Here is a 21,076-nt window from a genome sequence, read left to right on the forward strand (position 1 = left end):
CCGGCAACCATCGCGCAGCTCCGCGCGCGTTGCCGATGCACGAGGGCTGCTCGATGTGCGCCGCGCCGCACGCGGGGCAATCGAACACAGGCTCCGGCGGTTATTGGCTACCCTTTTCTAGTGCCGATCTACGCCGCCTACGGGTCCAACATGGACTCCTCGCAGATGCTCGAGCGCTGTCCACACTCCCCCATGTCCGGGACGGGCTGGTTGGAGGGTTGGCGGCTCACCTTCGCGGGTGACGACATCGGCTGGGAGGGACCGCTCGCGACGGTGGTCGAAGATCCCGGTTCCCGAGTGTTCGCCGTGCTCTACGACGTATCCGTGGAAGACGAGCAACGCCTGGACCGCTGGGAAGGCTCGGACTTCGGCATCCACAAGAAGATCCGCCTGCGCGTCAGCCGCGGGGCCGAAGGCGGCGGATCCACTCTGGCATGGCTGTACGTGCTGGACGCCTACGAAGGCGGCCTGCCATCGGCTCGCTATCTCGGCGTGATCGCCGATGCAGCCGAAAAGGCCGGTGCTCCGGAGGATTATGTCCACACCTTGCGAACCCGCAACAGCCGCAACGTGGGGCCGGGCAACTTCGGCTGACACCGACGGTCGGGACGGTGGCGCGGTCGGGTGGGGCTCAGCGCGCGCGTAGCACGATATCGGTCAACACTCGCACGCCGACCTCGAGTGCGCGCTCATCGAGATCGAAGGTGGGTTGGTGCAGGTCCAGCTGTTCCCCCTCGCCGGACCAGACGCCCAAACGCGCCATCGCGCCCGGCACTTCCTCCAAATACCACGAGAAGTCCTCGCCGCCGCCGGATTGCATGGTGTCGGCCAGCGCATCGGGTCCCAGCGCACGGATCGCGTCCTCGAACATGCGGGTGGACTGCACCTCGTTGACCACAGGCGGCACGCCACGGCGGTAGTTCAGCTGGTAGCGCACGCCGGTCGGCGCGAGCAGCCCATCCACGATCTCGCGCACCATCGGCTCCAGCAGCGACCACGTCTCGTGATCGCCGGTGCGGATGGTGCCGGTGAGCATACCGGTCTGCGGAATCGCATTCGGCGCCTTGCCCGCGCTGACCGCACCCCACACCATGACCGTGCTGGTGCGCGGATCGATGCGGCGGCTGAGCAAACCGGGCAACCCGGTGATCACGGTACCGATCGCATAGACCAGATCACTGGTCAGATGGGGACGCGAAGTGTGGCCACCCGGCGAGTCGAGCACCAACTCGATGGTGTCGGCAGCCGAAGTTATCGCGCCGACCCGGATACCCACCCGTCCCACCTCGAGGCGGGGGTCGCAGTGCAGCGCGAACATCCGCTCCACTCCTGCCATGGCGCCGGAGGCGACCACATCGATGGCTCCGCCGGGCATGACTTCTTCGGCGGGCTGGAAGATCAGCCGCACGCCGACCGGCAGCTGCGGCAACTCGGCCAGCGCCAACGCCGTACCGAGCAGGATGGTGGTGTGCGCGTCGTGGCCGCACGCGTGGGCCACACCCGGCACGGTGGAGGCAAAACTCAGGCCGGTGAACTCCTGCAGTGGTAACGCGTCCATATCGGCGCGCAGCCCGATCCGCGGCCCTTCCGGCCCGATGTCGCAGATCAGACCGGTGCCGCCGGGAAGTACCTGCGGTATCAAGCCCGCCTTGGTCAGCCATGCGGAGACGAACTCGGTCGTAGCGAACTCGGTACGCGACAGTTCCGGATTGGCATGTATGTGCCGGCGCCACTGAACGAGATCGACCAGATGATCCGACAGCCATGCCCCGACCGCGTCCCGCCCGGACCGGCTACCGTTGGACACGGCGGAGTGCTCGTTGTCCGCCATGGTCACCCAGGATCCCGCGAGCGGGTCCGTATCTCGCGCACGGCCGGTTGTGCTCACCGAATGCCCTCCTGTCGTTGCAGTAGCCGTTGCAGCAACCTGTCTCTGTGGAATTCGTCGCGCGCGACGGTTGTCGCCGTGCGCGCCAGCGCCCGTGCACCATCGAGGACCGCACGATCCGCCGAGGCATTGACGCTCGCCGCGGCGAAACCCGGCTGATGTGTCACCGCATCGCCGGCCTCGATGCCGATGACCGGGTGGATGCCCGGGATGACGTTGGTGACGTTTCCCATGTCCGTGCTGCCCAGTGGCCGCTGCGCCTCGAACTCCGGAGCTATCGGCGCGCGGCCCAGTGCGATGATCTGCTCACGGTAGGCGAGCAGTAACTCCGGGTCCGGAGTCAGCTCGGCATAGGTTGGCGCAAGCGTCCGAATCTCATGGGTACAGCCGGTAGCGAGCGCACCCGCTTCGAAGCAGGCCGATGCTCGCTGCACCAGATCGTCGAGAGATGCGGAGTCGACTGCGCGTAGGTAGTAGAGCAATTCCGCATGCCCGGGCACGATATTGGGAGCTACACCACCGTGACCGACTATACCGTGTAGCTGCTGGCCAGGCAGGAGATGCTGCCGCAGCAACCCCAGTGCAACCTGGGCCACAGTGAGGGCGTCACCAGCATTGCGTCCCTGTTCCGGGGCGGCGCTGGCATGCGCCTCCCGGCCGTGGAACACCACCGACAGGTCGGCCAGTGCCAAAGAGTGAGCGCCGACGATGTCCTGCGTGCCCGGATGCACCATCATGGCCATCGCTACGTCGTCGAAGACCCCCCGCTCGAGCATGAGCACTTTGCCGCCGCCGCTCTCTTCGGCCGGTGTACCGAACACCAACACCGTTATACCCAGCGCATCGGCAACCTCGGCGAGGCCGAGTGCCGCGCCCACTGCGGCCGCGGCGATGATGTTGTGCCCACACGCGTGCCCGATGTCGGGCAGAGCGTCGTACTCCGCGCAGAGACCGACCGTGAGTGGTCCGTTGCCGTAGCGAGCACGAAAGGCCGTCGGCAGCTCGGCAACGCCGGTCTCGATCTCGAAACCGCGCTCGATGAGCGGAGCGATCGTCTTCGCGGCGCTGCGAACCTCTTCGAATGCCAACTCCGGCTCGGCATGGATGGCGTGCGAGAGCGCGATCAGCTCGGCGGACGCCGCATCGATCGCGCCATCGGACGCCGCGACTGCGCCATCAGACGCCGCGACTGCGCCATCGGACGCCGCATCGATCGCGCTACGCGCGGCCGAAAGATCTTCCGAGCGCGCGGCATGGTCGCGATGACGTGTGTCGCGGCGCGCGCTGGGCGGTACTGGCATGCAACACAGTCTTGCATTGCGCCGGCCGATCGGTGCGCCCCGCGCCGATCGGCCGCGTCGGCCGACGCGTGTACCTGCGGCGCAGCACAGGTACACGACCGGTCAGTTGCCCCCCAAGTTCTCCACGGTGGTCGGCACCGCGAGACCGGCCAGCGCCTTCGCGTGCAGTGCACGCTTGATGATCGGCAGATTCGGCTTGCGGTTCGCCGCCAACCCTGCGGCCCGCTCGATTGCGGTAGCGAGCAGTTCCGAGGCGGCAGCCGTCCCGTCCACGATGCCCGCGGCGAGTGCTTCCTCGGCCGGATACCGGTGGCCGGTGGTCATCGCCTGAACGCACACCTGATTGGACAGCCGCTCGGTGAGCAGAGCGTTCATCGCGACGGTGAAGGGCATACCCAAGTGCACCTCGGGCAAGCAGTAGTAACCGCGGTCGGCACGCATCACCCGGAAGTCGTGCGAGGTTGCCAACATGGCGCCCGCCCCGAAAGCGTGACCGTTCATCGCTGCGACAGTGGGCATCGGGAAGGCGAGCAAGCGAGTGTAGACCGCGTGTACCCGGTCGAGGTAGGCGTGTACGTCCTTCGGATCGGCGACCAGACGATCGGTGTCCAGGCCATTGCTGTAGAACTTTCCCGTCGACGTGGTCACCAATGCGGCCGGGCCTTCGGAGTTCTCGACCTCGTCCAACAGCGCATCGAGCTCAGCTATCCAGTCGGGGCGGAAACGGTTTTCACTATCGGTCTGATCGCGCTCCCCGAGATAGACGACGAAGACTTCACCCTCACGTTCCAAGTACGGCATGCGGGCAGCGTATAGGGCGGCCGAGCCCTATCTGACTCGCGGGTAGGAACGGTTCGGCCTCGCGCCATGGGAATCGACCGACCCCGTCCACTGCACGCGGATCACCGCGGCGAGAAGCCCTCGAATCGGGCGAAAGTCACTATGGGCACGCCGGGACCGATGGACGGGTGCCGCGCCGGATTCGCGACTATCGTGACGTCCATGCTTGCCGAACAGGCCGCCGAGGCGATCGCTGACCGCACGGGAGTATCGCGCCACCAGGTCGCAGTGGTGTTGGGATCGGGGTGGCAACGCGCGGCCGCCGAGATCGGGACACCGCACGCATCGGTGCCGATGTCGGAGCTGCCCGGATTCGAGACGCCGAGGGCGGAAGGCCACGCCGGCGTGGTCCACTCGGTAGCGGTCGGAACCACCTCGGTCCTGCTGCTGGTCGGTCGCCAGCACCTCTACGAAGGCCACTCACCCGCCACCGTGGTGCACCCGGTGCGGTCGGCTGTCGCAGCGGGTGCACAGACCGTGGTGTTGACCAATGCCGCCGGCGGTATCCGGCCCGACTTCCGGGTCGGTGAACCGGTCCTGATCGGTGACCACCTCAATCTCACCGGCCGCAGCCCACTCACCTCGGCGACCTTCGTCGACCTGGTCGACGCATGGGATCCCGGACTTCGGGCACTGGCACGTGAACTCGACCCGACGCTGGCCGAGGGGGTCTATGCCGGCCTCGTCGGCCCGCAGTACGAGACGCCGGCCGAGATCCGAATGTTGCGCACGGTCGGCGCCGACCTGGTCGGGATGTCCACGGTGCTCGAGGCCATCGCGTGCCGGGCGCTCGGTGCACGGCTGCTGGGCATCTCCCTGGTCACCAACCTGGCGGCGGGTGTCACCGGCGCGAGCCTGTCGCATGCCGAGGTGCTCACCGAAGGGCGTGCCGCGGCGCCACGGCTGGGCAAACTGCTGCGCGGCGTCCTGGAACGGGTGTAGATGCTGCGTTTCGGCACTGCGGGTCTTCGTGGTCGGCTGGGTGACGGCCCGGACGACATCAATCTCACCACGGTCACCACGGTGACCGCTGGGATCGTCGAGTGGCTACGAGGGCGCTGTCTCGGTGGCGGCGCCGTAATCGTCGGCGCCGACGCGAGGCACGGGTCCGCGGAGTTCGCCGCCGCGGCCGCGGAGGTCTTCGCCGCCGCCGGCTTCGCGGTGACACTGCTGCCGTTTCCGGTCCCTACGCCTGTGGTCGCGTTCGCGGTACGCGACGCGGGCGCCGTCGCGGGCGTACAGATCACCGCGTCGCACAATCCGGCAACCGACAACGGCTACAAGCTCTACCTCGATGGCGGAGCACAGCTGATCGCCCCGGCCGATACCGAGATCGAGCAATGCGTCGCGGCCATCACCGCACCGGTCGACCGTGCACCGGTCGCCCCCGCGAGCACCGAGGTAGTACAGCGGTACATGAACCGCGTCGCCGAACTACCGGCCCTGATCGGTGGTCCGGGCGCGCGGGCAGACATTCGGATCGCACTCACCGCCCTGCACGGAGTCGGTGGGGACCTCGCGGTCGCGGCGCTCGCTGCTGCAGGCTTGCACGATGTAGAGGTAGTCGACGAGCAATTCGAGCCCGACCCGGACTTCCCCACGGTCGCGTTCCCCAACCCGGAGGAAGCCGGCGCGACCGAGCTCGTCCTCGCATTGGCTGCCCGGGTCGGCGCCGATGTGGCGATCGCGCTCGACCCCGACGCCGACCGCTGCGCGGTGGGTATCCCCAGACCGGACGGCAGCTGGACGATGCTACGAGGAGACGAGACCGGCGTACTACTCGCCGACGACGTGCTACGCACGGCCCCGGCTGGCTCACGGGTGGCAACGACGATCGTATCCTCACGACTGCTGTCGAAGGTGGCTGCCGCGCGTGGCAGTCGCTATACGGAAACGCTGACCGGGTTCAAGTGGCTGACCCGCACCGGCGACGACCTGGTCTACGCCTACGAAGAGGCCATCGGCCATTGCGTGGATCCCACTGCGGTCCGCGACAAGGACGGCATCTCCACCGCGGTGCTCGTCGCCGACCTGGTGGCCCGACTGAAGGCGAACGGACGCACACTGCAGGACGAACTCGACTGTTGTGCAGTCGAATTCGGCCTCCATGCCGGCGACCAGGTCTCGTTGCGGATGGACTCGGCCACTGCCGCTGCGGAGGTCGTCGAGCGGATGCGGGCGAGCCCTCCGGTCGAGATCGCCGGCACAGCGATGACATTCACCGACCAACTCTGCGCGCGCGGTCGCATGCGCACCGATGCACTGATTTTCGACGGCGGCTCCGCGCGCCTGGTCGTGCGCCCCTCGGGCACCGAACCGAAACTCAAGTGCTACCTGGAGGTCGTCGAACCGGTCGGTTCACCTGCCGAGCTACCGGCGGCACGCACCGCTGCGCAGGTGCGCCTTGCGGCGTTGCGCGACTTCTGCCGAACGCTTTGACGATGCCGATCCGATGGCACGGACCCGACTGCCGATCAGCGCGGACCGAACTGCCGATCGCCCGCATCGCCGAGACCAGGAACGATGAAGGCGTTCTCGTTCAGCCCCGAGTCGACCGCTGCGGTGACCAAACGGACCGGAAGCTTCGAGTTGTGCAGCACAGCAATACCTTCCGGTGCTGCAGTAACGCATACCGCCGTGGCGTCGGTGGCTCCGCGGGCCACGAGCAACTCCAGCGTGTGCCGCATCGATCCCCCTGTGGCCAGCATCGGATCGAGCACGAAGACCGGTATTCCGGCCAGGTCAGCGGGTAACGATTCCAAATAGGGCACCGGTAGGTGGGTGTCTTCGTCGCGGGCGAGGCCGACGAATCCGATTCGGGCATCCGGAATCAACTCTGCGGCGGCATCCAGCATGCCGAGTCCAGCCCGCAGCACGGGAACCAACAGCGGCGGTTTCGCCAATCGCACGCCCTCGGTCGCTGCGATCGGCGTGAGGATCTCGAAGCGCTCGACCGGCGCCTCGCGAAGCGCTTCGTAGATCAGGATTCCGGTCAGATCACGCAGCGCTGCGCGAAACACCGGATTCGGCGTGCGTTCGTCCCGCAACGTGGTCGACAGTGCGGCAACGAGTGGATGGTCCACGGTGTGGATACGCATAGGGAAACGATAGGCTCTCGTGGATGCGGCGCCGCGGCCATCGGACTTTTCGTGAAGCGGCGGAACCGAACCCGGTTGGCGTGCGGCAAGTCGCGTGGATGACGTAGGCTTCCTGAGAACAACGGACGGGGGAAGCTCGAATGCCAAAAATGTCGGCGGATACCGAGGGTATCGCCGCGTACGGGGAAGCTGCTCGCGCAATGGCGAGCGACATGGCGCAGGCGGGGGCCAGCGCGGCCACGGCGACACCAGCGGCGCTGGGGCCGGTCATGGGTCTCGTGGGCGCAGACTTCATGACGGCATATTCCGCGGCGCATGCCGGCCACCTCGCCGCAATCGGCCAGCTGTCGGCGGTACTGACCAGCGTGGGTGGCGCAGCGCAGGTCTCGGCGGCCACGCTCGCCGAGACCGATGCCGCCAACGCGAGCATATTGCAGAACGCGACCACCGAACTGGAGTGATCCCGTGATCGACGTCAATGCGCTGGCCAAACCGATCCTGGACCTGCTCGCCGGCTTCGGCACCGGTGCGCTTCCCGTGGGAGGACCTACGGATGCCCTGCGTGGCACGTCGGCCGCGGTGGACCAGATCCACCAGGCGGGGCGCGACAGCATCAACGCGATGAATGCCGCGTGGGACGGCCGCGCTGCAGATGCCGCTACTGCCACGGCACTACGAGTGCAGACATCCGCAGCCACCATATCCGACCGGGGAAACGAGATGGCCGCGGTGGTGAGCCGGGCAGCGGCCGAGATCGAGACCGGTCAACGTGAGCTGACCCGGATCGTGCAATCGTTCATGACCGCCGCGGCGAGCATGGGACCGGCCCTGACCACCCCGCCCGGGTTGGCCATGCTGGTCGACACGGCCATCGACCATCTCGGCCAGGCACTGGCCGTGGTCGGCCGAGTCCAAAACGAGTTGCGAACGTGTACTGCGTCGATGAGCGATCTGATTCCCCCGCCGCCGACTCCTCCGGCCGCCGGCGGACCCGGTCCGGGCATGCAAGTGGCCTCTGCCGCCTCCAGCGCGCTCAGCGGCATCGGCCAAATGATGAGCACTTCGATGGCCGCGCCTTCTGCCCCGCCACAAGCCGAATACGTCGTCGGTGGTGGCGGCGTCGGTGGTGGCGGCGGGAACGCAGCGCCACCGCCACGACCGGAAACCGGTTCATCGGGGGCACCTACCGATGGCACCGGCGTCAAGATCACATTGCCCGACGGCAGCGTGGTGGAGGCGCCGAACGAGCAGGCCGCGACCGCCGTTCGTTCGGCCATGGGCGCCCTCGGCACCCCCTATGTCTGGGGCGGAAACAGCCCTGGTTCGGGCCTGGACTGCAGCGGCCTGACCAAGTACGCCTACGGCGAGGCCGGTGTCGATCTGCCCCGACTCGCCGCCGAGCAGGGCAATGGCGCCGCAGCGGTGTCCCCTGGTGACCTGATGCCCGGTGACCTCGCGATCTGGGACGGGCATGTGGCCATGGTCATCGGCAATGGACAACTCGTCGAGGCCGGCGACCCGGTCCAGATCAGTTCGATCCGAACGGAGAACTCAGGTATGAATTTCCATGGCTTCTACAGGCCGACGTCATGACCCAGCCCGACGGTTCCCCAATTCCCAACGTCACCGTGGCGAGCAGTAGCAACCGGTCGGGTACCATCACGGTGCGAGCGACCGATCAAGGCATGCCGGTGCAGATCACGTTCGAGCGCAGCGAATATCGTTATGGCGCAACGTCGTTGGCCAACGAAATTCTACGACTCACTCGACGTTCTACGGTCGCAGCGCAGGCGCGTCGGCGTGAGCTGCTCGCCGAGGCAGGCATGCCGTCGGACATTCTCGACCGGCTCGGCCTGCCCACCCGCCGACAAGCGGTCGATGAACTCGACCGAATCGATGACGAAGACACTGGACCGACGAGTTGGATGAGGCCGGTATGAGCGCGGAGATGGATGATCTGGTCGAGTCCGCGACCCATAAACTGGAGGCGCTGGAAGCTGCACTGTACGGAATGAAGCAGGTACGCGGTCGATTCGCTACCGAGGACGGCATGGTGAGCGTCGAGGTGAACAGCGACGGCGCGGTCATCGGCTTGACCCTGGCAGAGTCGGTCACATCGCTGTCACCGACCGAGGCGGGACAGTTGATGGTCTGGGCGTGCGGGCAAGCCGCCCTGGATGCCAGCGAACAACGCTCCAAGGTTGTTGCGACACTGAACGAGTCGTTCGTCCCTCCGACAACCTCGCCCGCGGACCGGACGACGGGACAGGCCGGATAGTGGCCGAAGGGGAAGGTCGATAGGCTACCGGACATGGCTTCTGGAGACATCGTCCCGATCGAACTCGGCCTGACCAACGGCGACCTCGTCACGCTGTGGGCGCCGCGCTGGCGAGACGGTGATGATGAGTGGGAGGCATTCCTCGGACACGAGGACGTTCTCTACGGTTTCGAGTCCGTCGCAGAGTTGGCTGCATTCATTCGTACCAGCTCCGACAACGACCTGATCGACCATCCAGCGTGGAAAGTAGTCGCAGGTTTGTCGGCTGCCGAACTCGAGCCGCAGGAGGATCGAACGTTCGACTTGGTCGCGGTACCCGAGCTGGCCGCGGGCGAGCCGAACGTGGACAGCATCGCCGAGCTGGAGGACACCCTCGGCATGGTGCGCAATATCGGCGAGGTCTGCGAGCTGGAGTCGGTGACCAAATTCTTCGGCTCCCATCCGGTGCTCGGCGCACTACCGGGCGGGGTGAACGCGTTCGCCGGTCGCGATGGGCATGATCTGTGGGGGCAGATCGGCTCGGCTATCGCCAGAGGCTGGGACGATGTGTTGGATTCGATCGACTCCGTCGTGCAGACACCAGATGTGGACGCCGACGCCGTCGCAGTTGCCGAGGCCGAATTGCTGGCTGCGGAGGAGAACGTCGTCGACGCCGACGATGCCGCCGACAGTGACAGCGACGAGGAGTTCGAACCCGTCGACCTCGACGAAGAAGAAGACGACGACGAATCGTTCTGGCACGAGGTCGGTATCGACCCGGTCAAAATCGTCACCTCCGAGGGCACCTACTTCACCCTGCGCTGTTATCTGGGTGACGATCCCATCTTCCTGGGCGCCAATGGCTCGATCAGCGTGTTCTCCTCCGAGCGTGCATTGGCCCGCTACCTCGCCGACGAGCATGCGCACGACCTGGCTCGAGTGAGCACGTTCGCCGACGTGCGGACCGCAGCGACGGACGGCTCACTGCAGGTCGAGGTCACCGACGAGAACGTCTATGTTCTGCCCGGCCTGGCCGAGGACTTGGCGCAGGGCCCGGAATCGGTCGACATCGAGCAACTCGACTTGGCTGTCGAGTTGCTCACCGACGCGGCAGACTACACCGACAACGATGCCGTCGAGCAAGCGCTGGCGCAGTCCACCCCGCTGGGGTGGTACGTCTCCTATCTACTGAATCCGGACCCGACACGGCTGGCGCCGAATCCGCCGTTCACCGCCGAAGCACAGGCCTGGCGCGAGCTGGAAGGCGATCTGGAGTCCCGCCTACACAGGCAGTAGGCGGATCGCGGCGCTGCCACCAGTGCGAACCGCTATCCGATCAGTACCGCGTATCCGGGCTTGATCACGTCATCGATGATTCGCAGCCGCTCGGGGAACGGGATGAACGCCGATTTCATGGCATTGATGGTGAACCGTTCCAGATCGCTCCAGCCATAGCCGAACGTCTCGACCAGTTTGTGCATCTCCCTGCTCATATCGGTGTCGCCCATCAGCCGGTTGTCGGTGTTGACCGTCACCCGGAAGCGCAGCCGAGCCAGCAGATCGAACGGATGCTTGTCCAGCGACGGCACGGTGCCGGTCTGCACATTCGACGATGGGCACAATTCCAGCGGAATACGCATGTCGCGCACGTAGCTGGCGACCAACCCGAGTCGAGCGTCCTCGATCGCGCCGGGCGCGCTGATGTCGTCGGTGATCCGCACGCCGTGGCCGAGCCGGTCACAGCCACAGAACGCCAGCGCCTCGTGAATGGATGGCAGGCCGAAGGCTTCTCCTGCGTGGATGGTGAAGTGCGCACTGTTGGCCCGCATGTATTCGAACGCATCCAGATGCCGGCTCGGCGGAAAACCGGCCTCGGCGCCGGCGATGTCGAAGCCGCCAACGCCACGATCCCGGAAGCGCACCGCCAATTCGGCGATCTCGCGAGAGCGCGCCGCATGCCGCATGGCGGTGAGCAAGCAGGTCACCGCGATCGTGATGCCCTGCTCGGCGGCGATCGCCGTACCTGCGCGGAAACCGGCGAGAGTGTGTTCGACCACCTCGTCGAGAGTGAGCCCCTGCTCCAAATGTTGCTCGGGAGCGAAACGCACTTCCGCGTACACGACCCCGTCGGCAGCGAGATCTTCCACGCATTCGCGCGCCACCCGATGCAGGCCCTCCGGAGTCTGCATGACGGCGACGGTATGGACGAACGTCTCCAGATACCTTTCCAGGGACCCACTATTGGCCGCCTCTCGAAACCATTCCGCCAATGACGCTTCGTCGGCGGCGGGTAGGTCGGCGTAGCCGCAGTGGGCGGCGAGCTCGAGCACCGTCGCGGGCCGCAGACCACCATCGAGGTGATCGTGTAGTAGGGCTTTCGGCGCCTGGCGGATCGAGGCGAGAGTCAGAGGCATCGGTCCAGTCATGTATCGAAGGTAACCGCAGAACGCCGAATCGGCAGCCGACTCCCCGCGTGGCGGCCATCTCGTTGTCGGCCGGATGCGTGCCACCCCGGGCGAGACGCCCGGGTGATCACAGCGGATCAGGGGGCGATGCGACCGAGAATCGGACGCGGCCGAGAAGCGACCGGGGAGGCTGCCGGCGGCACAGCCGTCACGGTAACAGCATCGCGCAGCGCCGCAGCCGCAGCCACGAAGGCCCCTGGCGTATCGGTATGCATGGTGAACAGCACTTGCCCGCTACGCAGGCGATCCCCTGGCTTGGCATGCATCACCACGCCCGCGCCGAACTGCACCGGGTCGCCTTGGCGCGCACGGCCGGCGCCCAGGCGCCAGGCGGCGACCCCTACGCCCATGGCATCCAGCCTGCTCAGCACACCGTCCGCGGAGGCCCGAATCGTCTCGCGATGTGTCGCGACCGGTAGCGGCGCGTCCGGGTCGCCACCCTGGGCGCGAACCATCGCGCGCCAACGATCCATCGCCCGACCATCCGCCAGCGCATCGGCGGGGTCGACCTCGAGCCCGGCCAGCGCCACCATCTCACGGGCCAGGGCAAGGGTCAGTTCCACGACGTCGGACGGTCCGCCGCCCGCGAGTACTTCCGTAGCTTCCGCGACTTCCAGCGCGTTGCCCGCGGTGCAGCCCAGCGGGGTGTCCATCGCGGTGAGCAGCGCTACTGTCCGGACGCCCGCGTCGACACCGAGTTCCACCATCGTGGTGGCCAATTCCTGCGCCTCGTCGAGTGTCTTCATGAAGGCGCCGGCACCGACCTTGACATCGAGCAGTAGCGCCGCCGTGCCTTCGGCGATCTTCTTGCTCATGATCGAACTGGCGATCAGCGGGATCGATTCGACCGTGCCGGTGACGTCCCGCAGGGCATACAGCCGACGATCCGCGGGCGCGAGATCGGCGCTGGCCGCGCAGACCAGGGCACCGATATCGGGATCGGACAAGATGGCGCGCATGCGCGCGGGCGACAGCTCTGCGCGCCAGCCCGCAACAGCCTCCAACTTGTCCAAGGTTCCGCCGGTGTATCCGAGCCCACGCCCGGATACCTGTGGTACCGCCGCACCGCAGGCGGCGACCAGCGGCGCCAATGGCAGGGTGATCTTGTCGCCCACCCCGCCGGTCGAATGCTTGTCCACGGTCGGTCGGGGCAGATCGGTCAGGTCCATCTTTTGCCCGGATGAAATCATGGCGGCAGTCCACCGCGCCGTTTCTCGCCGCGTCATTCCACGCCATACGATCGCCATGGCCAGCGCAGACATCTGCTCGTCGGCTACCGAGCCCCGAGTGAATCCGCCGATCACCCAGTCGATCTGCGCCTCGGACAGTTCCCCACCGTCACGTTTGGTCCTGATGATCGAAACCGCGTCGCATGCCGTCACAGTCGACAGTATGCCCAGCGGAGCTCACCGCGGTGTCCGGTTGCGTGCGGAGTCGGGCTTTTGTCCAGCACACAGGTCGTCGGGGCCGAAGGCCTCGGGGAGAAGCCGACGCAAGGGTGCCGCTCCACCTGGGCGATCGACCAAGAGGTTCCCTCCACCGTGCTCGTAGAGCACTTGCCGACACCGACCACACGGCAGCAGGATTGCACCGCGAGAATCGACCACCGACACGGCCACCAGTCGCCCGCCACCGCCGGCGACGACGTTGCCGACCAGGACGCATTCGGCGCACAGACCCAAGCCGTAAGAGACATTCTCCACATTGCACCCGACCACCACCCGATCGCCCGTGAGGCCCGCGGCACCGACCGGAAACCGGGAGTAGGGCGCGTAGGCGTTGCGCATGACTGCGCGGGCCTCGGCACGAAGCGCCCCCCAATCGATGTCCATGACGGCCTCCCCTTCCACAGGTTTGGACAACCCTCGCTGTTCCTCGCGAGTCTAGGCGTCCACCGGCCCCATCGACGGCGGCCGTGCCGCGAGGAGACAATCCGCCTTTGCTGCTATTACCGGCTGGTAACTTGACTATTGGCGAATGAGACATTCTCCACATTGCAACGGATCACAATTCACCCGTCGACACCGTGAGTCGCGACACCGAGCCGAAACTGCCCAGCGGATATATAGAGAATGTAAATCAATCGAAATACCTTGTTGAGCAGCATATTTCAGTTGCTACTCGACGAAGGGTCGCCTTTGCGGCCCACCCGAACCACACTGTCCGACGCGTGCGACGAAAGCTCACAGAGTTCGGGAAAGGTAAACCTAACTCCAGTCGTTGTCGCGTAATGCACGGCACACTGAATTAGTTCCGCGATTGCGAGGGGATTAGAGTCCTGAACAGATCGGTTCAGGTTCCCTGCGACGGGCAAGAGTGCAGCCACCTGGGCATTCAGCCCCCATGCAGCCGGCGTCGGACCTGGGACCGGGTCCATCAACGACGTTGGAGGCACCGCACTCTATGACCACGATTGAAGCTCCGGCTCAGCCGAAGCGAAAGACGCTGTACCGAGGCGACCCCGGAATGTGGTCGTGGGCACTGCACCGGATCACCGGTGTCACCATCTTCTTCTTCCTCTTCGTCCACGTACTGGACACCGCATTGGTGCGGGTGAGTCCCGATGTCTACGACCAATCGATCGAGGCCTACAAAACCCCCATCGTCGGATTGATGGAGATGGGCTTGGTCGTGGCCGTGTTGTTCCACGCCCTCAACGGTGTGCGCGTGATCCTGGTGGACTTCTGGTCCAAGGGCCCGAAGTATCAGCGTGTGATGCTCTGGGTCGTCCTCGGAGCCTTCTTGCTGCTGGCCGTTCCCTCCATCGGGCGCCAATTCTTCTACCTGTTCACGGAGCACTGACCATGAGCGCACCTGTTCTCGGCAAGTCCTACGACCGCCCTGCCAGCCTGGATCTGCCCCGCTCTCCCCGCGCGCGTTCGAGCAACAACTTCGAGAAATACGCCTGGCTGTTCATGCGGTTTTCCGGCCTGCTGTTGATCGTCCTGGTGATCGGCCACATGGCGATCATGCTGCTGATCGATGGCGGCGTGAAGCGGCTCAACTTCGCCTTCGTCGCCGGCCGCTGGTCCAGCCCTTTCTGGCAGGTCTGGGACCTGGCCATGCTGTGGCTCGCGCAACTGCACGGCGGCAACGGTCTGCGCACCGTGATCGCGGACTACTCCCGCAAGGACTCGACCCGGTTCTGGCTCAACACGCTGTTGGCCGTTTCGATGATCCTGATCATGAGCGTGGGCACCTACGTCATCTTCACTTTCGACCCCAACATCAGTTAGGAACAGGCCCCCTCGCATGAGTGAGCGCAGCGAACCAACCACCGGGACCGGTGAACCTCGCCCCATCCAGGAGCACCGCTACGACGTCGTGATCGTCGGCGCGGGCGGCGCAGGTATGCGCGCCGCGATCGAGGCCGGCCCCCGTGCCCGGACGGCCGTGCTGACCAAGCTGTACCCCACCCGCAGTCACACCGGCGCCGCCCAGGGCGGCATGTGCGCCGCGCTGGCGAACGTCGAAGAGGACAACTGGGAGTGGCACACGTTCGACACCGTCAAAGGCGGTGACTATCTCGTCGACCAAGACGCCGCGGAGATCATGGCCAAGGAAGCCATCGACGCGGTACTCGACCTGGAGAAGATGGGGTTGCCGTTCAACCGCACCCCCGAAGGCAAAATCGACCAGCGTCGTTTCGGTGGCCACACCCGCGACCACGGCAAAGCCCCGGTGCGCCGCGCGTGTTACGCAGCCGACCGTACCGGTCACATGATCCTGCAGACGCTGTATCAGAACTGCGTCAAGCACGACGTCGAATTCTTCAACGAGTTCTACGTGTTGGACCTGGTGCTCACCGACACCGACCGCGGCCCGGTCGCGACCGGCGTGGTCGCCTACGAACTGGCCACCGGCGAGCTGCACGTCTTCCACGCCAAGTCGATCGTGTTCGCGACCGGCGGTTCGGGTCGGATGTACAAGACCACCTCGAACGCGCACACCTTGACCGGCGACGGTATGGCGATCGTGTTCCGCAAAGGCCTTCCGCTGGAAGACATGGAATTCCACCAGTTCCACCCGACAGGTCTGGCCGGACTGGGCATTCTGATCTCCGAGGCGGTCCGCGGCGAGGGCGGCATCTTGCGCAATGCCGACGGTGAGCGCTTCATGGAGCGCTACGCCCCCACCATCAAAGACCTCGCCCCGCGCGACATCGTCGCGCGCTCGATGGTGCTGGAGGTACTGGAAGGCCGCGGAGCGGGGCCGAACAAGGATTACGTCTACATCGACGTGACTCACCTCGGCGAGGACGTGCTCGAAGAGAAGCTGCCCGACATCACCGAATTCTCCCGTACCTACCTCGGCGTGGACCCGGTGAAGGAACTCGTGCCGGTGTTCCCGACCTGCCACTACGTGATGGGCGGCATCCCGACTCGCATCCGCGGCGAGGTGCTACGCAACAACACCGATGTCGTCCCGGGCTTGTACGCCGCCGGCGAGTGTGCCTGCGTGTCGGTGCACGGCGCCAACCGTCTGGGCACCAACTCGTTGCTGGACATCAACGTGTTCGGGCGACGCGCAGGGATCGCCGCCGCCGAATACGCCCAGCGCAGCGAATTCGTCGAGATGCCGGAAGACCCGGCGCGCATGGTGCAGACGTGGCTGACCCAGCTGCTGAACGACCACGGCGACGAACGAGTCGCCGACCTGCGCACCGAGCTACAGCGCTCGATGGACAACAATGCCTCGGTATTCCGTACCGAAGACACCCTGAAACAGGCGCTCACCGACATCCACGCACTCAAGGAGCGCTACACACGAATCGCCGTGCAGGACAAGGGCAAACGCTACAACAGCGACCTGTTGGAGGCCGTCGAACTCGGCTTCCTTCTCGAACTGGCCGAAGTCACCGTGGTCGGCGCGCTCAACCGCAAGGAATCGCGCGGCGGTCATGCTCGCGAGGACTACCCCGAACGCGATGACGTGAACTTCATGCGCCACACCATGGCCTACAAGCACATCGAAGCGGATGCTCCTGCCGAACTCCTCTCCGAGATCCGCCTGGACTTCAAGCCCGTGGTGCAGACCCGATACGAGCCGATGGAGCGCAAGTACTGATGACCGCAGTTGCCGAAGCACCTTCCGCGCAGACCCCCGCTCCGATCCCCGAGGGCGCGGTGATGATCACTGTCAAGGTGGCCCGCTTCAACCCGGAGGACGACAAGGGCGCGCACTGGGAGTCCTTTCAGGTCCCGGTTCTACCGACCGACCGTTTCCTGAACGTCTTGATCTATATCAAGTCCTATCTCGACGGCACGCTCACCTTCCGTCGGTCCTGCGCGCATGGCGTCTGCGGCTCCGACGCCATGCGCATCAACGGTGTCAACCGGTTGGCCTGCAAGGTACTGATGAAGGACATGCTGCCCAAGGATGGCAAACCACTGACCGTCAGCGTCGAACCGATCCGCGGCCTGCCCGTGGAAAAGGATCTCGTGGTGGACATGGAGCCGTTCTTCGACGCATTCCGCGCCGTCAAGCCCTACCTGATCACCTCGGGCAACGAGCCCACCCGCGAACGCATCCAGAGCCAAGCCGATCGTGCTCGATTCGACGACACCACCAAGTGCATCCTGTGCGCGTGCTGCACCACCTCGTGCCCGGTGTACTGGAGCGACGGCAGCTATTTCGGTCCGGCGGCGATCGTGAATGCCCATCGCTTCATCTTCGACAGTCGCGACGAGGCCGCCCGCGAACGCCTCGACATCCTCAACGACGCCGAGGGTGTCTGGCGCTGTCGCACGACCTTCAACTGCACCGACGCCTGCCCCCGTGGAATCGAAGTCACCAAGGCCATCCAAGAAGTCAAGCGAGCACTGCTTTTCACCCGCTGAGCGGCGTGCCGCACCAACACCTCGAGGCCGCCCCTCGACGAGGCCGCCCGCCACGATGTCGGCGGCCCTCACCACGCACCGGTGAACAGGAGCACGCCTGTTCACCGGTGCGTGCTATCGCTCGGCGAAAGCAGCCGCAGAGGCGGGGATATCGAACAAGACATCTGCGGCACGGTTCGCCAAATGGTGTAGTTGGCGTTCGTGCACGACGATTCGACGCAAAGCCTCGTTGATGGTGGTGTCGTTCGTCGACGTACCCATGATGGCCGCGGCTGCGGCAAGCAAATCGTGGTCGAGATCGATCCGCACGGATGTCATGCGCCCTCCTTCGTACATTCGCCATCTTGCGTCACGAAGCCCGCTCATGTCCGGCAAATCGAGAACTCGACGAAAGCGGTCCAACTAGACAATGTGCGCAGCTGGACCTAGCGCGGTTGTCCGCCGCGACCGAACGATGCTTGCATTCACATATGTTCACCGAGGCCCAGCTGTATTCGCCGGTGACCCACACCAGCGACGGCGATGTCACCGTACACCTGAGCGACGAGCATCCCGGGGTGCGCGACCGGCACTATCGAGACCGGCGCAACGCCATCGCCGCGCTGGCACTGCACCACACACCGGACGAGCCACTGCCCCGGGTCGACTATACGGATGCCGAGCATGAGGTATGGCGGACCGTCTCCGCCGAATTGGCCCGCGAACACCGCACGCACGCCTGCGCAGAGGTGCTCGCGGCCGCCGAGGCGCTGGCGTTGCCGACCGACCACATCCCACAATTGGACGAGGTGTCCACGGCACTCGAGCCACTCACCGGGTTCCGCTACGCCCCAGCCGCGGGTCTGGTACCGCTACGGCAGTTCTTCGGCTCCTTCGGCCGAGGCGTCTTTCATTCGACGCAATACATCCGCCACCACTCCGCGCCGCTGTACACCCCGGAGCCGGATGCCATCCACGAAATCATCGGGCACGCCAACCAGCTCGCCAGCCCGCGATTCGCCGCCGTCTACACCGCAGTGGGCGCCGCGGTGGACAGACTGAGCACCGACCGCGCGCTGAAGTTCCTGGCCGATGTCTTCTGGTTCTCGATGGAGTTCGGCGTGGTGCGCGAACAGGGGGACATCCGGTGTTATGGAGCGGGCTTGTTGTCGTCCTACGGTGAGCTCGGTGAGTTTCGCAGTGCCCAACTGCGCCCGTTGCACATCGCCGCGATGGGCAGCGCCCAGTACGACATCACGCGCTACCAACCCATCCTCTACTGCGCAGATTCGATCGCCGAGATCGAGGACGTGATCGGGGGCTTCTTCACCGACATGGACGACGACACGCCCGAGCGGCTGCTGCGCTCGAGCGGCATCCGAACGCGATAGAACACGACGACGCCGTCATGACCGGCGATCCGACCCGAGCGGCAAACCCGCGTCCAGAAGATCGAAGATACGGGTGATGTTGTCGACATTCATCGGCGTCATCGTCCAGATGGCCAAAACGGCGCCGGCGATCGCGCCAGCCGATACTCGGACCTCGAAATCATCGGCGGACCTACCGGACCGGTCGGCCAGCAACTCTGCGGCCACGTCGATGTTGCGTAGCAGTTCCACACCGATGGCCGATCGCAGTTCGGGCACATGGTTGAGCAATGCCCGCCGCTCCTGCTCGAAACCCACCTCGGCCGCGGGCAAATACCGGAAGACCTCGATCGCCGCGTCACGGAAGGCGACTTTCGCCGGAGCGTCGCGCGGCTGGCGACCGAGCGCCGCCGTCATCAAAGAATCGAGATCGGTGGCGAGCACGAGCTGCTCCTTGGTGGCGAAGTAGCGCAAGACCACACTCGGCGAGACCCCCGAGGCCGCGGCGATCTGCTCGATCGTCGTCTCGTTGTACCCTTGCTCCCGAAACAACCGGTAGGCCTGCTGACGAATCCTCCGGCGATTCGGTTCCTGTCGCTGCTGGTACACCTTCTGTGCGGCGCCATCCGCAGGTAGCTCCACCGACATGTATCGATTCTGCCGCAGCCGGCGCGTGCGAGGCGTTCGTGAGCGCCGACTAGGCTCACTGCGGTGGAGAGCATGGAATGCGTCCGCCGCGCCATACTCTGCGTGGGCCGTGTCTCGCTCGTCGTTGGCAGTGTCCTGGTCGTCGCATTCGGGGTGACGACCGTGCCAGCGCTCGGTGCGCCGAGTGAGACGACACCGGCTACCGCGCCGAACACCGACGACTGCCCGCACCGGACACAGCCGCCGCCGCCGATCGACGCCTCGGAGGTACCCGCGCCAGGACAGCCGAGTCCCGCTCCGCTGTCGGTCCCGAACCCTCCGATCGGCGGCGGGCTACTCGGTGAATGTGGTGTAGCGCTACCGAAAGCCGCGCCACCCGCACCGCAGGGCCTCTCGGCGACGGCGTGGCTGCTGGCGGATCTGGATACCGGCGCGGTGCTCGCAGCCAAGGACGCGCACGGACGCTACCGGCCGGCCAGCACCATCAAGGTGCTGCTGGCCATACTCGCGCTCCGAAGCCTGGACATGGACCAGGTGGTCGTCGGCACCCAGGACGACGCGAACGTCGAAGGCAGCAAGGTGGGGATCGGTCCGGGCGGTCTCTACACGAACCGGCAACTGGTGCAGGCGCTGATCATGACCTCGGGCAACGATGCGGCACACGCCATCGCCACCCAACTCGGAGGTGAGGCAGCAACCATTGCGCGGATGAATACGCTGGCGCAAACGTTGCACGCCTCGGACACGCGTGCGGCCAGCCCTTCCGGCCTGGACGGCCCCGGGATGAGCACCTCCGCCTACGATCTGGCCGTGCTGTTCCGCGAGGCCATGACAATCCCGCTGTTCGCCGAGGTGATCCGCACCGAGGAAATCGATTTTCCCGGCTACCCCGCCGACCCGACGACTCCCGGTGACAGCGACCGTCCCGGCTTCGCGATCGGTAACGACAACCGCCTGCTCTATACCTATGACGGCGCCCTCGGCGGCAAGACCGGCTTCACCGACGATGCGCGCCATACGTTCGTTGCCGCCGCCGAGCGTGGCGGCCATCGGCTCGTCGTCACACTGTTGCATGCCGAAGCACAGCCGGTGCGCCCATGGGAACAGGCGGCCCGCCTGCTCGACTACGGTTTCGCCCTGCCGCACGAGGCCGTCATCGGCACACTGCCCGGTGACGGCCTTGCACAGCCCGAGGCCGTGGTCACCACGGCGCGGCCGACCTCGCTGAGAACCGCTCCCACCGATGTATCGAACGCGCATGATCGTTACGCCGATACCAGAACGTTGCTGATCTTCGGCGGCGGCCTCGTGGTCGTCGCCCTACTGGCGGGCGCCAGTAGGTTCGGCCGAAAGCGCTGAGACAACCAACCGCCGCACGATCGGTCATCGT

23 protein-coding genes are annotated in these 21,076 nt (G+C 65.8%); 14 read left to right on the forward strand and 9 right to left on the reverse strand.

From position 1 onward, the window contains the following. Window positions 1-120 precede the first annotated feature (120 nt). Window positions 121-594: a gamma-glutamylcyclotransferase gene (locus K940_RS0122050; protein WP_028479235.1), complete on the forward strand. Its 474-nt coding sequence runs from the start codon at window positions 121-123 to the stop codon at window positions 592-594. Between the two features lie 37 nt (window positions 595-631). On the opposite strand, the gene K940_RS0122055 is transcribed toward K940_RS0122050, so the two are convergent. The 3 genes from K940_RS0122055 to K940_RS0122065 form a co-directional block, all read right to left on the reverse strand. Further along, on the reverse strand, window positions 632-1,831 hold the full coding sequence (locus tag K940_RS0122055) for a M20 family metallopeptidase (RefSeq protein ID WP_051407470.1): 1,200 nt from the start codon (window positions 1,829-1,831) through the stop codon (window positions 632-634). 53 nt (window positions 1,832-1,884) lie between these two features. Further along, complete coding sequence (locus K940_RS0122060; protein WP_081706561.1) at window positions 1,885-3,189, reverse strand: M20 family metallopeptidase; 1,305 nt, start codon at window positions 3,187-3,189, stop codon at window positions 1,885-1,887. Between the two features lie 102 nt (window positions 3,190-3,291). After that, window positions 3,292-3,990: an enoyl-CoA hydratase/isomerase family protein gene (locus K940_RS0122065; RefSeq protein WP_028479238.1), complete on the reverse strand. Its 699-nt coding sequence runs from the start codon at window positions 3,988-3,990 to the stop codon at window positions 3,292-3,294. Window positions 3,991-4,191: 201 nt separating this feature from the next. Here K940_RS0122065 and K940_RS0122070 point away from each other — a divergent pair, with 201 nt between their 5' ends. Continuing rightward, window positions 4,192-4,971, forward strand: a complete 780-nt coding sequence (locus tag K940_RS0122070; RefSeq protein ID WP_028479239.1) for a purine-nucleoside phosphorylase — start codon at window positions 4,192-4,194, stop codon at window positions 4,969-4,971. Next, window positions 4,972-6,468 (forward strand): phospho-sugar mutase, encoded by a 1,497-nt coding sequence (locus tag K940_RS0122075; RefSeq protein WP_028479240.1) that lies wholly within the window; start codon window positions 4,972-4,974, stop codon window positions 6,466-6,468. A 35-nt stretch (window positions 6,469-6,503) separates the two neighbouring features. Here the strand turns inward: K940_RS0122075 and upp are convergent, their stop codons facing one another. Further along, complete coding sequence (gene upp / locus K940_RS0122080) at window positions 6,504-7,127, reverse strand: uracil phosphoribosyltransferase (protein WP_028479241.1); 624 nt, start codon at window positions 7,125-7,127, stop codon at window positions 6,504-6,506. Window positions 7,128-7,276: 149 nt separating this feature from the next. On the opposite strand from upp, the gene K940_RS0122085 reads away from it, so the two are divergent. Genes K940_RS0122085 through K940_RS0122105 form a run of 5 tightly spaced genes read left to right on the forward strand, consistent with a single transcriptional unit; the run spans window position 7,277 to window position 10,680 of the window. Beyond that, a complete protein-coding gene (locus K940_RS0122085; protein ID WP_231390477.1) occupies window positions 7,277-7,588 on the forward strand; it encodes a hypothetical protein in 312 nt (103 codons plus the stop codon). A gap of 4 nt (window positions 7,589-7,592) precedes the next feature. After that, window positions 7,593-8,720 carry a C40 family peptidase gene (locus K940_RS0122090; protein WP_028479243.1) on the forward strand — a complete coding sequence of 376 codons (1,128 nt, stop codon included), beginning with the start codon at window positions 7,593-7,595 and terminating at the stop codon, window positions 8,718-8,720. After that, on the forward strand, window positions 8,717-9,067 hold the full coding sequence (locus K940_RS0122095) for a hypothetical protein (RefSeq protein ID WP_028479244.1): 351 nt from the start codon (window positions 8,717-8,719) through the stop codon (window positions 9,065-9,067). The genes K940_RS0122090 and K940_RS0122095 overlap by 4 nt, the downstream gene beginning before the upstream one ends. After that, entirely contained in the window at window positions 9,064-9,405 is a 342-nt protein-coding gene (locus tag K940_RS0122100) for a hypothetical protein (RefSeq protein WP_028479245.1), read from the forward strand. The genes K940_RS0122095 and K940_RS0122100 overlap by 4 nt, the downstream gene beginning before the upstream one ends. 33 nt (window positions 9,406-9,438) lie before the next feature. After that, on the forward strand, window positions 9,439-10,680 hold the full coding sequence (locus K940_RS0122105) for a hypothetical protein (protein WP_028479246.1): 1,242 nt from the start codon (window positions 9,439-9,441) through the stop codon (window positions 10,678-10,680). 32 nt (window positions 10,681-10,712) lie between these two features. Here K940_RS0122105 and K940_RS0122110 read toward each other — a convergent pair whose 3' ends face one another. The 3 genes from K940_RS0122110 to K940_RS0122120 form a co-directional block, all read right to left on the reverse strand. After that, on the reverse strand, window positions 10,713-11,810 hold the full coding sequence (locus K940_RS0122110; protein ID WP_028479247.1) for an adenosine deaminase: 1,098 nt from the start codon (window positions 11,808-11,810) through the stop codon (window positions 10,713-10,715). Between the two features lie 116 nt (window positions 11,811-11,926). Then, window positions 11,927-13,231 carry a thymidine phosphorylase gene (locus K940_RS0122115; RefSeq protein ID WP_028479248.1) on the reverse strand — a complete coding sequence of 435 codons (1,305 nt, stop codon included), beginning with the start codon at window positions 13,229-13,231 and terminating at the stop codon, window positions 11,927-11,929. A gap of 24 nt (window positions 13,232-13,255) precedes the next feature. Continuing rightward, window positions 13,256-13,681 (reverse strand): cytidine deaminase, encoded by a 426-nt coding sequence (locus tag K940_RS0122120; protein ID WP_036529848.1) that lies wholly within the window; start codon window positions 13,679-13,681, stop codon window positions 13,256-13,258. 571 nt (window positions 13,682-14,252) lie between these two features. Here K940_RS0122120 and sdhC point away from each other — a divergent pair. From sdhC to K940_RS0122145, 4 genes are all read left to right on the forward strand, one after another. Further along, window positions 14,253-14,651, forward strand: coding sequence for a succinate dehydrogenase, cytochrome b556 subunit (gene sdhC / locus K940_RS29920; RefSeq protein WP_051407450.1), 399 nt, complete (start codon window positions 14,253-14,255; stop codon window positions 14,649-14,651). 2 nt (window positions 14,652-14,653) lie between these two features. Beyond that, window positions 14,654-15,085 carry a succinate dehydrogenase hydrophobic membrane anchor subunit gene (locus K940_RS0122135; RefSeq protein WP_036529850.1) on the forward strand — a complete coding sequence of 144 codons (432 nt, stop codon included), beginning with the start codon at window positions 14,654-14,656 and terminating at the stop codon, window positions 15,083-15,085. 64 nt (window positions 15,086-15,149) lie between these two features. Further along, entirely contained in the window at window positions 15,150-16,916 is a 1,767-nt protein-coding gene (gene sdhA, locus K940_RS0122140) for a succinate dehydrogenase flavoprotein subunit (protein ID WP_028479250.1), read from the forward strand. After that, complete coding sequence (locus K940_RS0122145; RefSeq protein ID WP_028479251.1) at window positions 16,916-17,689, forward strand: succinate dehydrogenase iron-sulfur subunit; 774 nt, start codon at window positions 16,916-16,918, stop codon at window positions 17,687-17,689. The genes sdhA and K940_RS0122145 overlap by 1 nt, the downstream gene beginning before the upstream one ends. A 114-nt stretch (window positions 17,690-17,803) precedes the next feature. Here the strand turns inward: K940_RS0122145 and K940_RS0122150 are convergent, their stop codons facing one another. Continuing rightward, window positions 17,804-18,007, reverse strand: coding sequence for a type II toxin-antitoxin system VapB family antitoxin (locus K940_RS0122150; RefSeq protein ID WP_028479252.1), 204 nt, complete (start codon window positions 18,005-18,007; stop codon window positions 17,804-17,806). 152 nt (window positions 18,008-18,159) lie between these two features. Here K940_RS0122150 and K940_RS0122155 point away from each other — a divergent pair, with 152 nt between their 5' ends. Next, a complete protein-coding gene (locus K940_RS0122155) occupies window positions 18,160-19,059 on the forward strand; it encodes a phenylalanine 4-monooxygenase (RefSeq protein WP_028479253.1) in 900 nt (299 codons plus the stop codon). A 15-nt stretch (window positions 19,060-19,074) separates the two neighbouring features. On the opposite strand, the gene K940_RS0122160 is transcribed toward K940_RS0122155, so the two are convergent. Next, window positions 19,075-19,686, reverse strand: a complete 612-nt coding sequence (locus K940_RS0122160) for a TetR/AcrR family transcriptional regulator (protein WP_028479254.1) — start codon at window positions 19,684-19,686, stop codon at window positions 19,075-19,077. Window positions 19,687-19,758: 72 nt separating this feature from the next. On the opposite strand from K940_RS0122160, the gene K940_RS0122165 reads away from it, so the two are divergent. After that, window positions 19,759-21,045: a D-alanyl-D-alanine carboxypeptidase family protein gene (locus K940_RS0122165; RefSeq protein WP_036529853.1), complete on the forward strand. Its 1,287-nt coding sequence runs from the start codon at window positions 19,759-19,761 to the stop codon at window positions 21,043-21,045. The last annotated feature ends 31 nt before the right edge of the window (window positions 21,046-21,076 follow it).

The sequence above is a fragment of the Nocardia sp. CNY236 genome (assembly GCF_000482385.1).
Taxonomy (GTDB): Bacteria; Actinomycetota; Actinomycetes; order Mycobacteriales; family Mycobacteriaceae; genus Nocardia.

What these genes read in the sequence shown, in the direction of transcription:
- K940_RS0122055 (WP_051407470.1), bottom strand. Translation starts at nt 1,831, where the DNA reads ATGGCGGACAACGAGCACTCCGCCGTGTCCAACGGTAGCCGGTCCGGG.
- K940_RS0122060 (WP_081706561.1), bottom strand. Translation starts at nt 3,189, where the DNA reads ATGCCAGTACCGCCCAGCGCGCGCCGCGACACACGTCATCGCGACCAT.
- K940_RS0122065 (WP_028479238.1), bottom strand. Translation starts at nt 3,990, where the DNA reads ATGCCGTACTTGGAACGTGAGGGTGAAGTCTTCGTCGTCTATCTCGGG.
- K940_RS0122070 (WP_028479239.1), top strand. Translation starts at nt 4,192, where the DNA reads ATGCTTGCCGAACAGGCCGCCGAGGCGATCGCTGACCGCACGGGAGTA.
- K940_RS0122075 (WP_028479240.1), top strand. Translation starts at nt 4,972, where the DNA reads ATGCTGCGTTTCGGCACTGCGGGTCTTCGTGGTCGGCTGGGTGACGGC.
- upp (WP_028479241.1), bottom strand. Translation starts at nt 7,127, where the DNA reads ATGCGTATCCACACCGTGGACCATCCACTCGTTGCCGCACTGTCGACC.
- K940_RS0122085 (WP_231390477.1), top strand. Translation starts at nt 7,277, where the DNA reads ATGTCGGCGGATACCGAGGGTATCGCCGCGTACGGGGAAGCTGCTCGC.
- K940_RS0122095 (WP_028479244.1), top strand. Translation starts at nt 8,717, where the DNA reads ATGACCCAGCCCGACGGTTCCCCAATTCCCAACGTCACCGTGGCGAGC.
- K940_RS0122100 (WP_028479245.1), top strand. Translation starts at nt 9,064, where the DNA reads ATGAGCGCGGAGATGGATGATCTGGTCGAGTCCGCGACCCATAAACTG.
- K940_RS0122105 (WP_028479246.1), top strand. Translation starts at nt 9,439, where the DNA reads ATGGCTTCTGGAGACATCGTCCCGATCGAACTCGGCCTGACCAACGGC.
- K940_RS0122110 (WP_028479247.1), bottom strand. Translation starts at nt 11,810, where the DNA reads ATGACTGGACCGATGCCTCTGACTCTCGCCTCGATCCGCCAGGCGCCG.
- K940_RS0122120 (WP_036529848.1), bottom strand. Translation starts at nt 13,681, where the DNA reads ATGGACATCGATTGGGGGGCGCTTCGTGCCGAGGCCCGCGCAGTCATG.
- sdhC (WP_051407450.1), top strand. Translation starts at nt 14,253, where the DNA reads ATGACCACGATTGAAGCTCCGGCTCAGCCGAAGCGAAAGACGCTGTAC.
- K940_RS0122135 (WP_036529850.1), top strand. Translation starts at nt 14,654, where the DNA reads ATGAGCGCACCTGTTCTCGGCAAGTCCTACGACCGCCCTGCCAGCCTG.
- K940_RS0122145 (WP_028479251.1), top strand. Translation starts at nt 16,916, where the DNA reads ATGACCGCAGTTGCCGAAGCACCTTCCGCGCAGACCCCCGCTCCGATC.
- K940_RS0122150 (WP_028479252.1), bottom strand. Translation starts at nt 18,007, where the DNA reads ATGACATCCGTGCGGATCGATCTCGACCACGATTTGCTTGCCGCAGCC.
- K940_RS0122155 (WP_028479253.1), top strand. Translation starts at nt 18,160, where the DNA reads ATGTTCACCGAGGCCCAGCTGTATTCGCCGGTGACCCACACCAGCGAC.
- K940_RS0122160 (WP_028479254.1), bottom strand. Translation starts at nt 19,686, where the DNA reads ATGTCGGTGGAGCTACCTGCGGATGGCGCCGCACAGAAGGTGTACCAG.
- K940_RS0122165 (WP_036529853.1), top strand. Translation starts at nt 19,759, where the DNA reads ATGGAATGCGTCCGCCGCGCCATACTCTGCGTGGGCCGTGTCTCGCTC.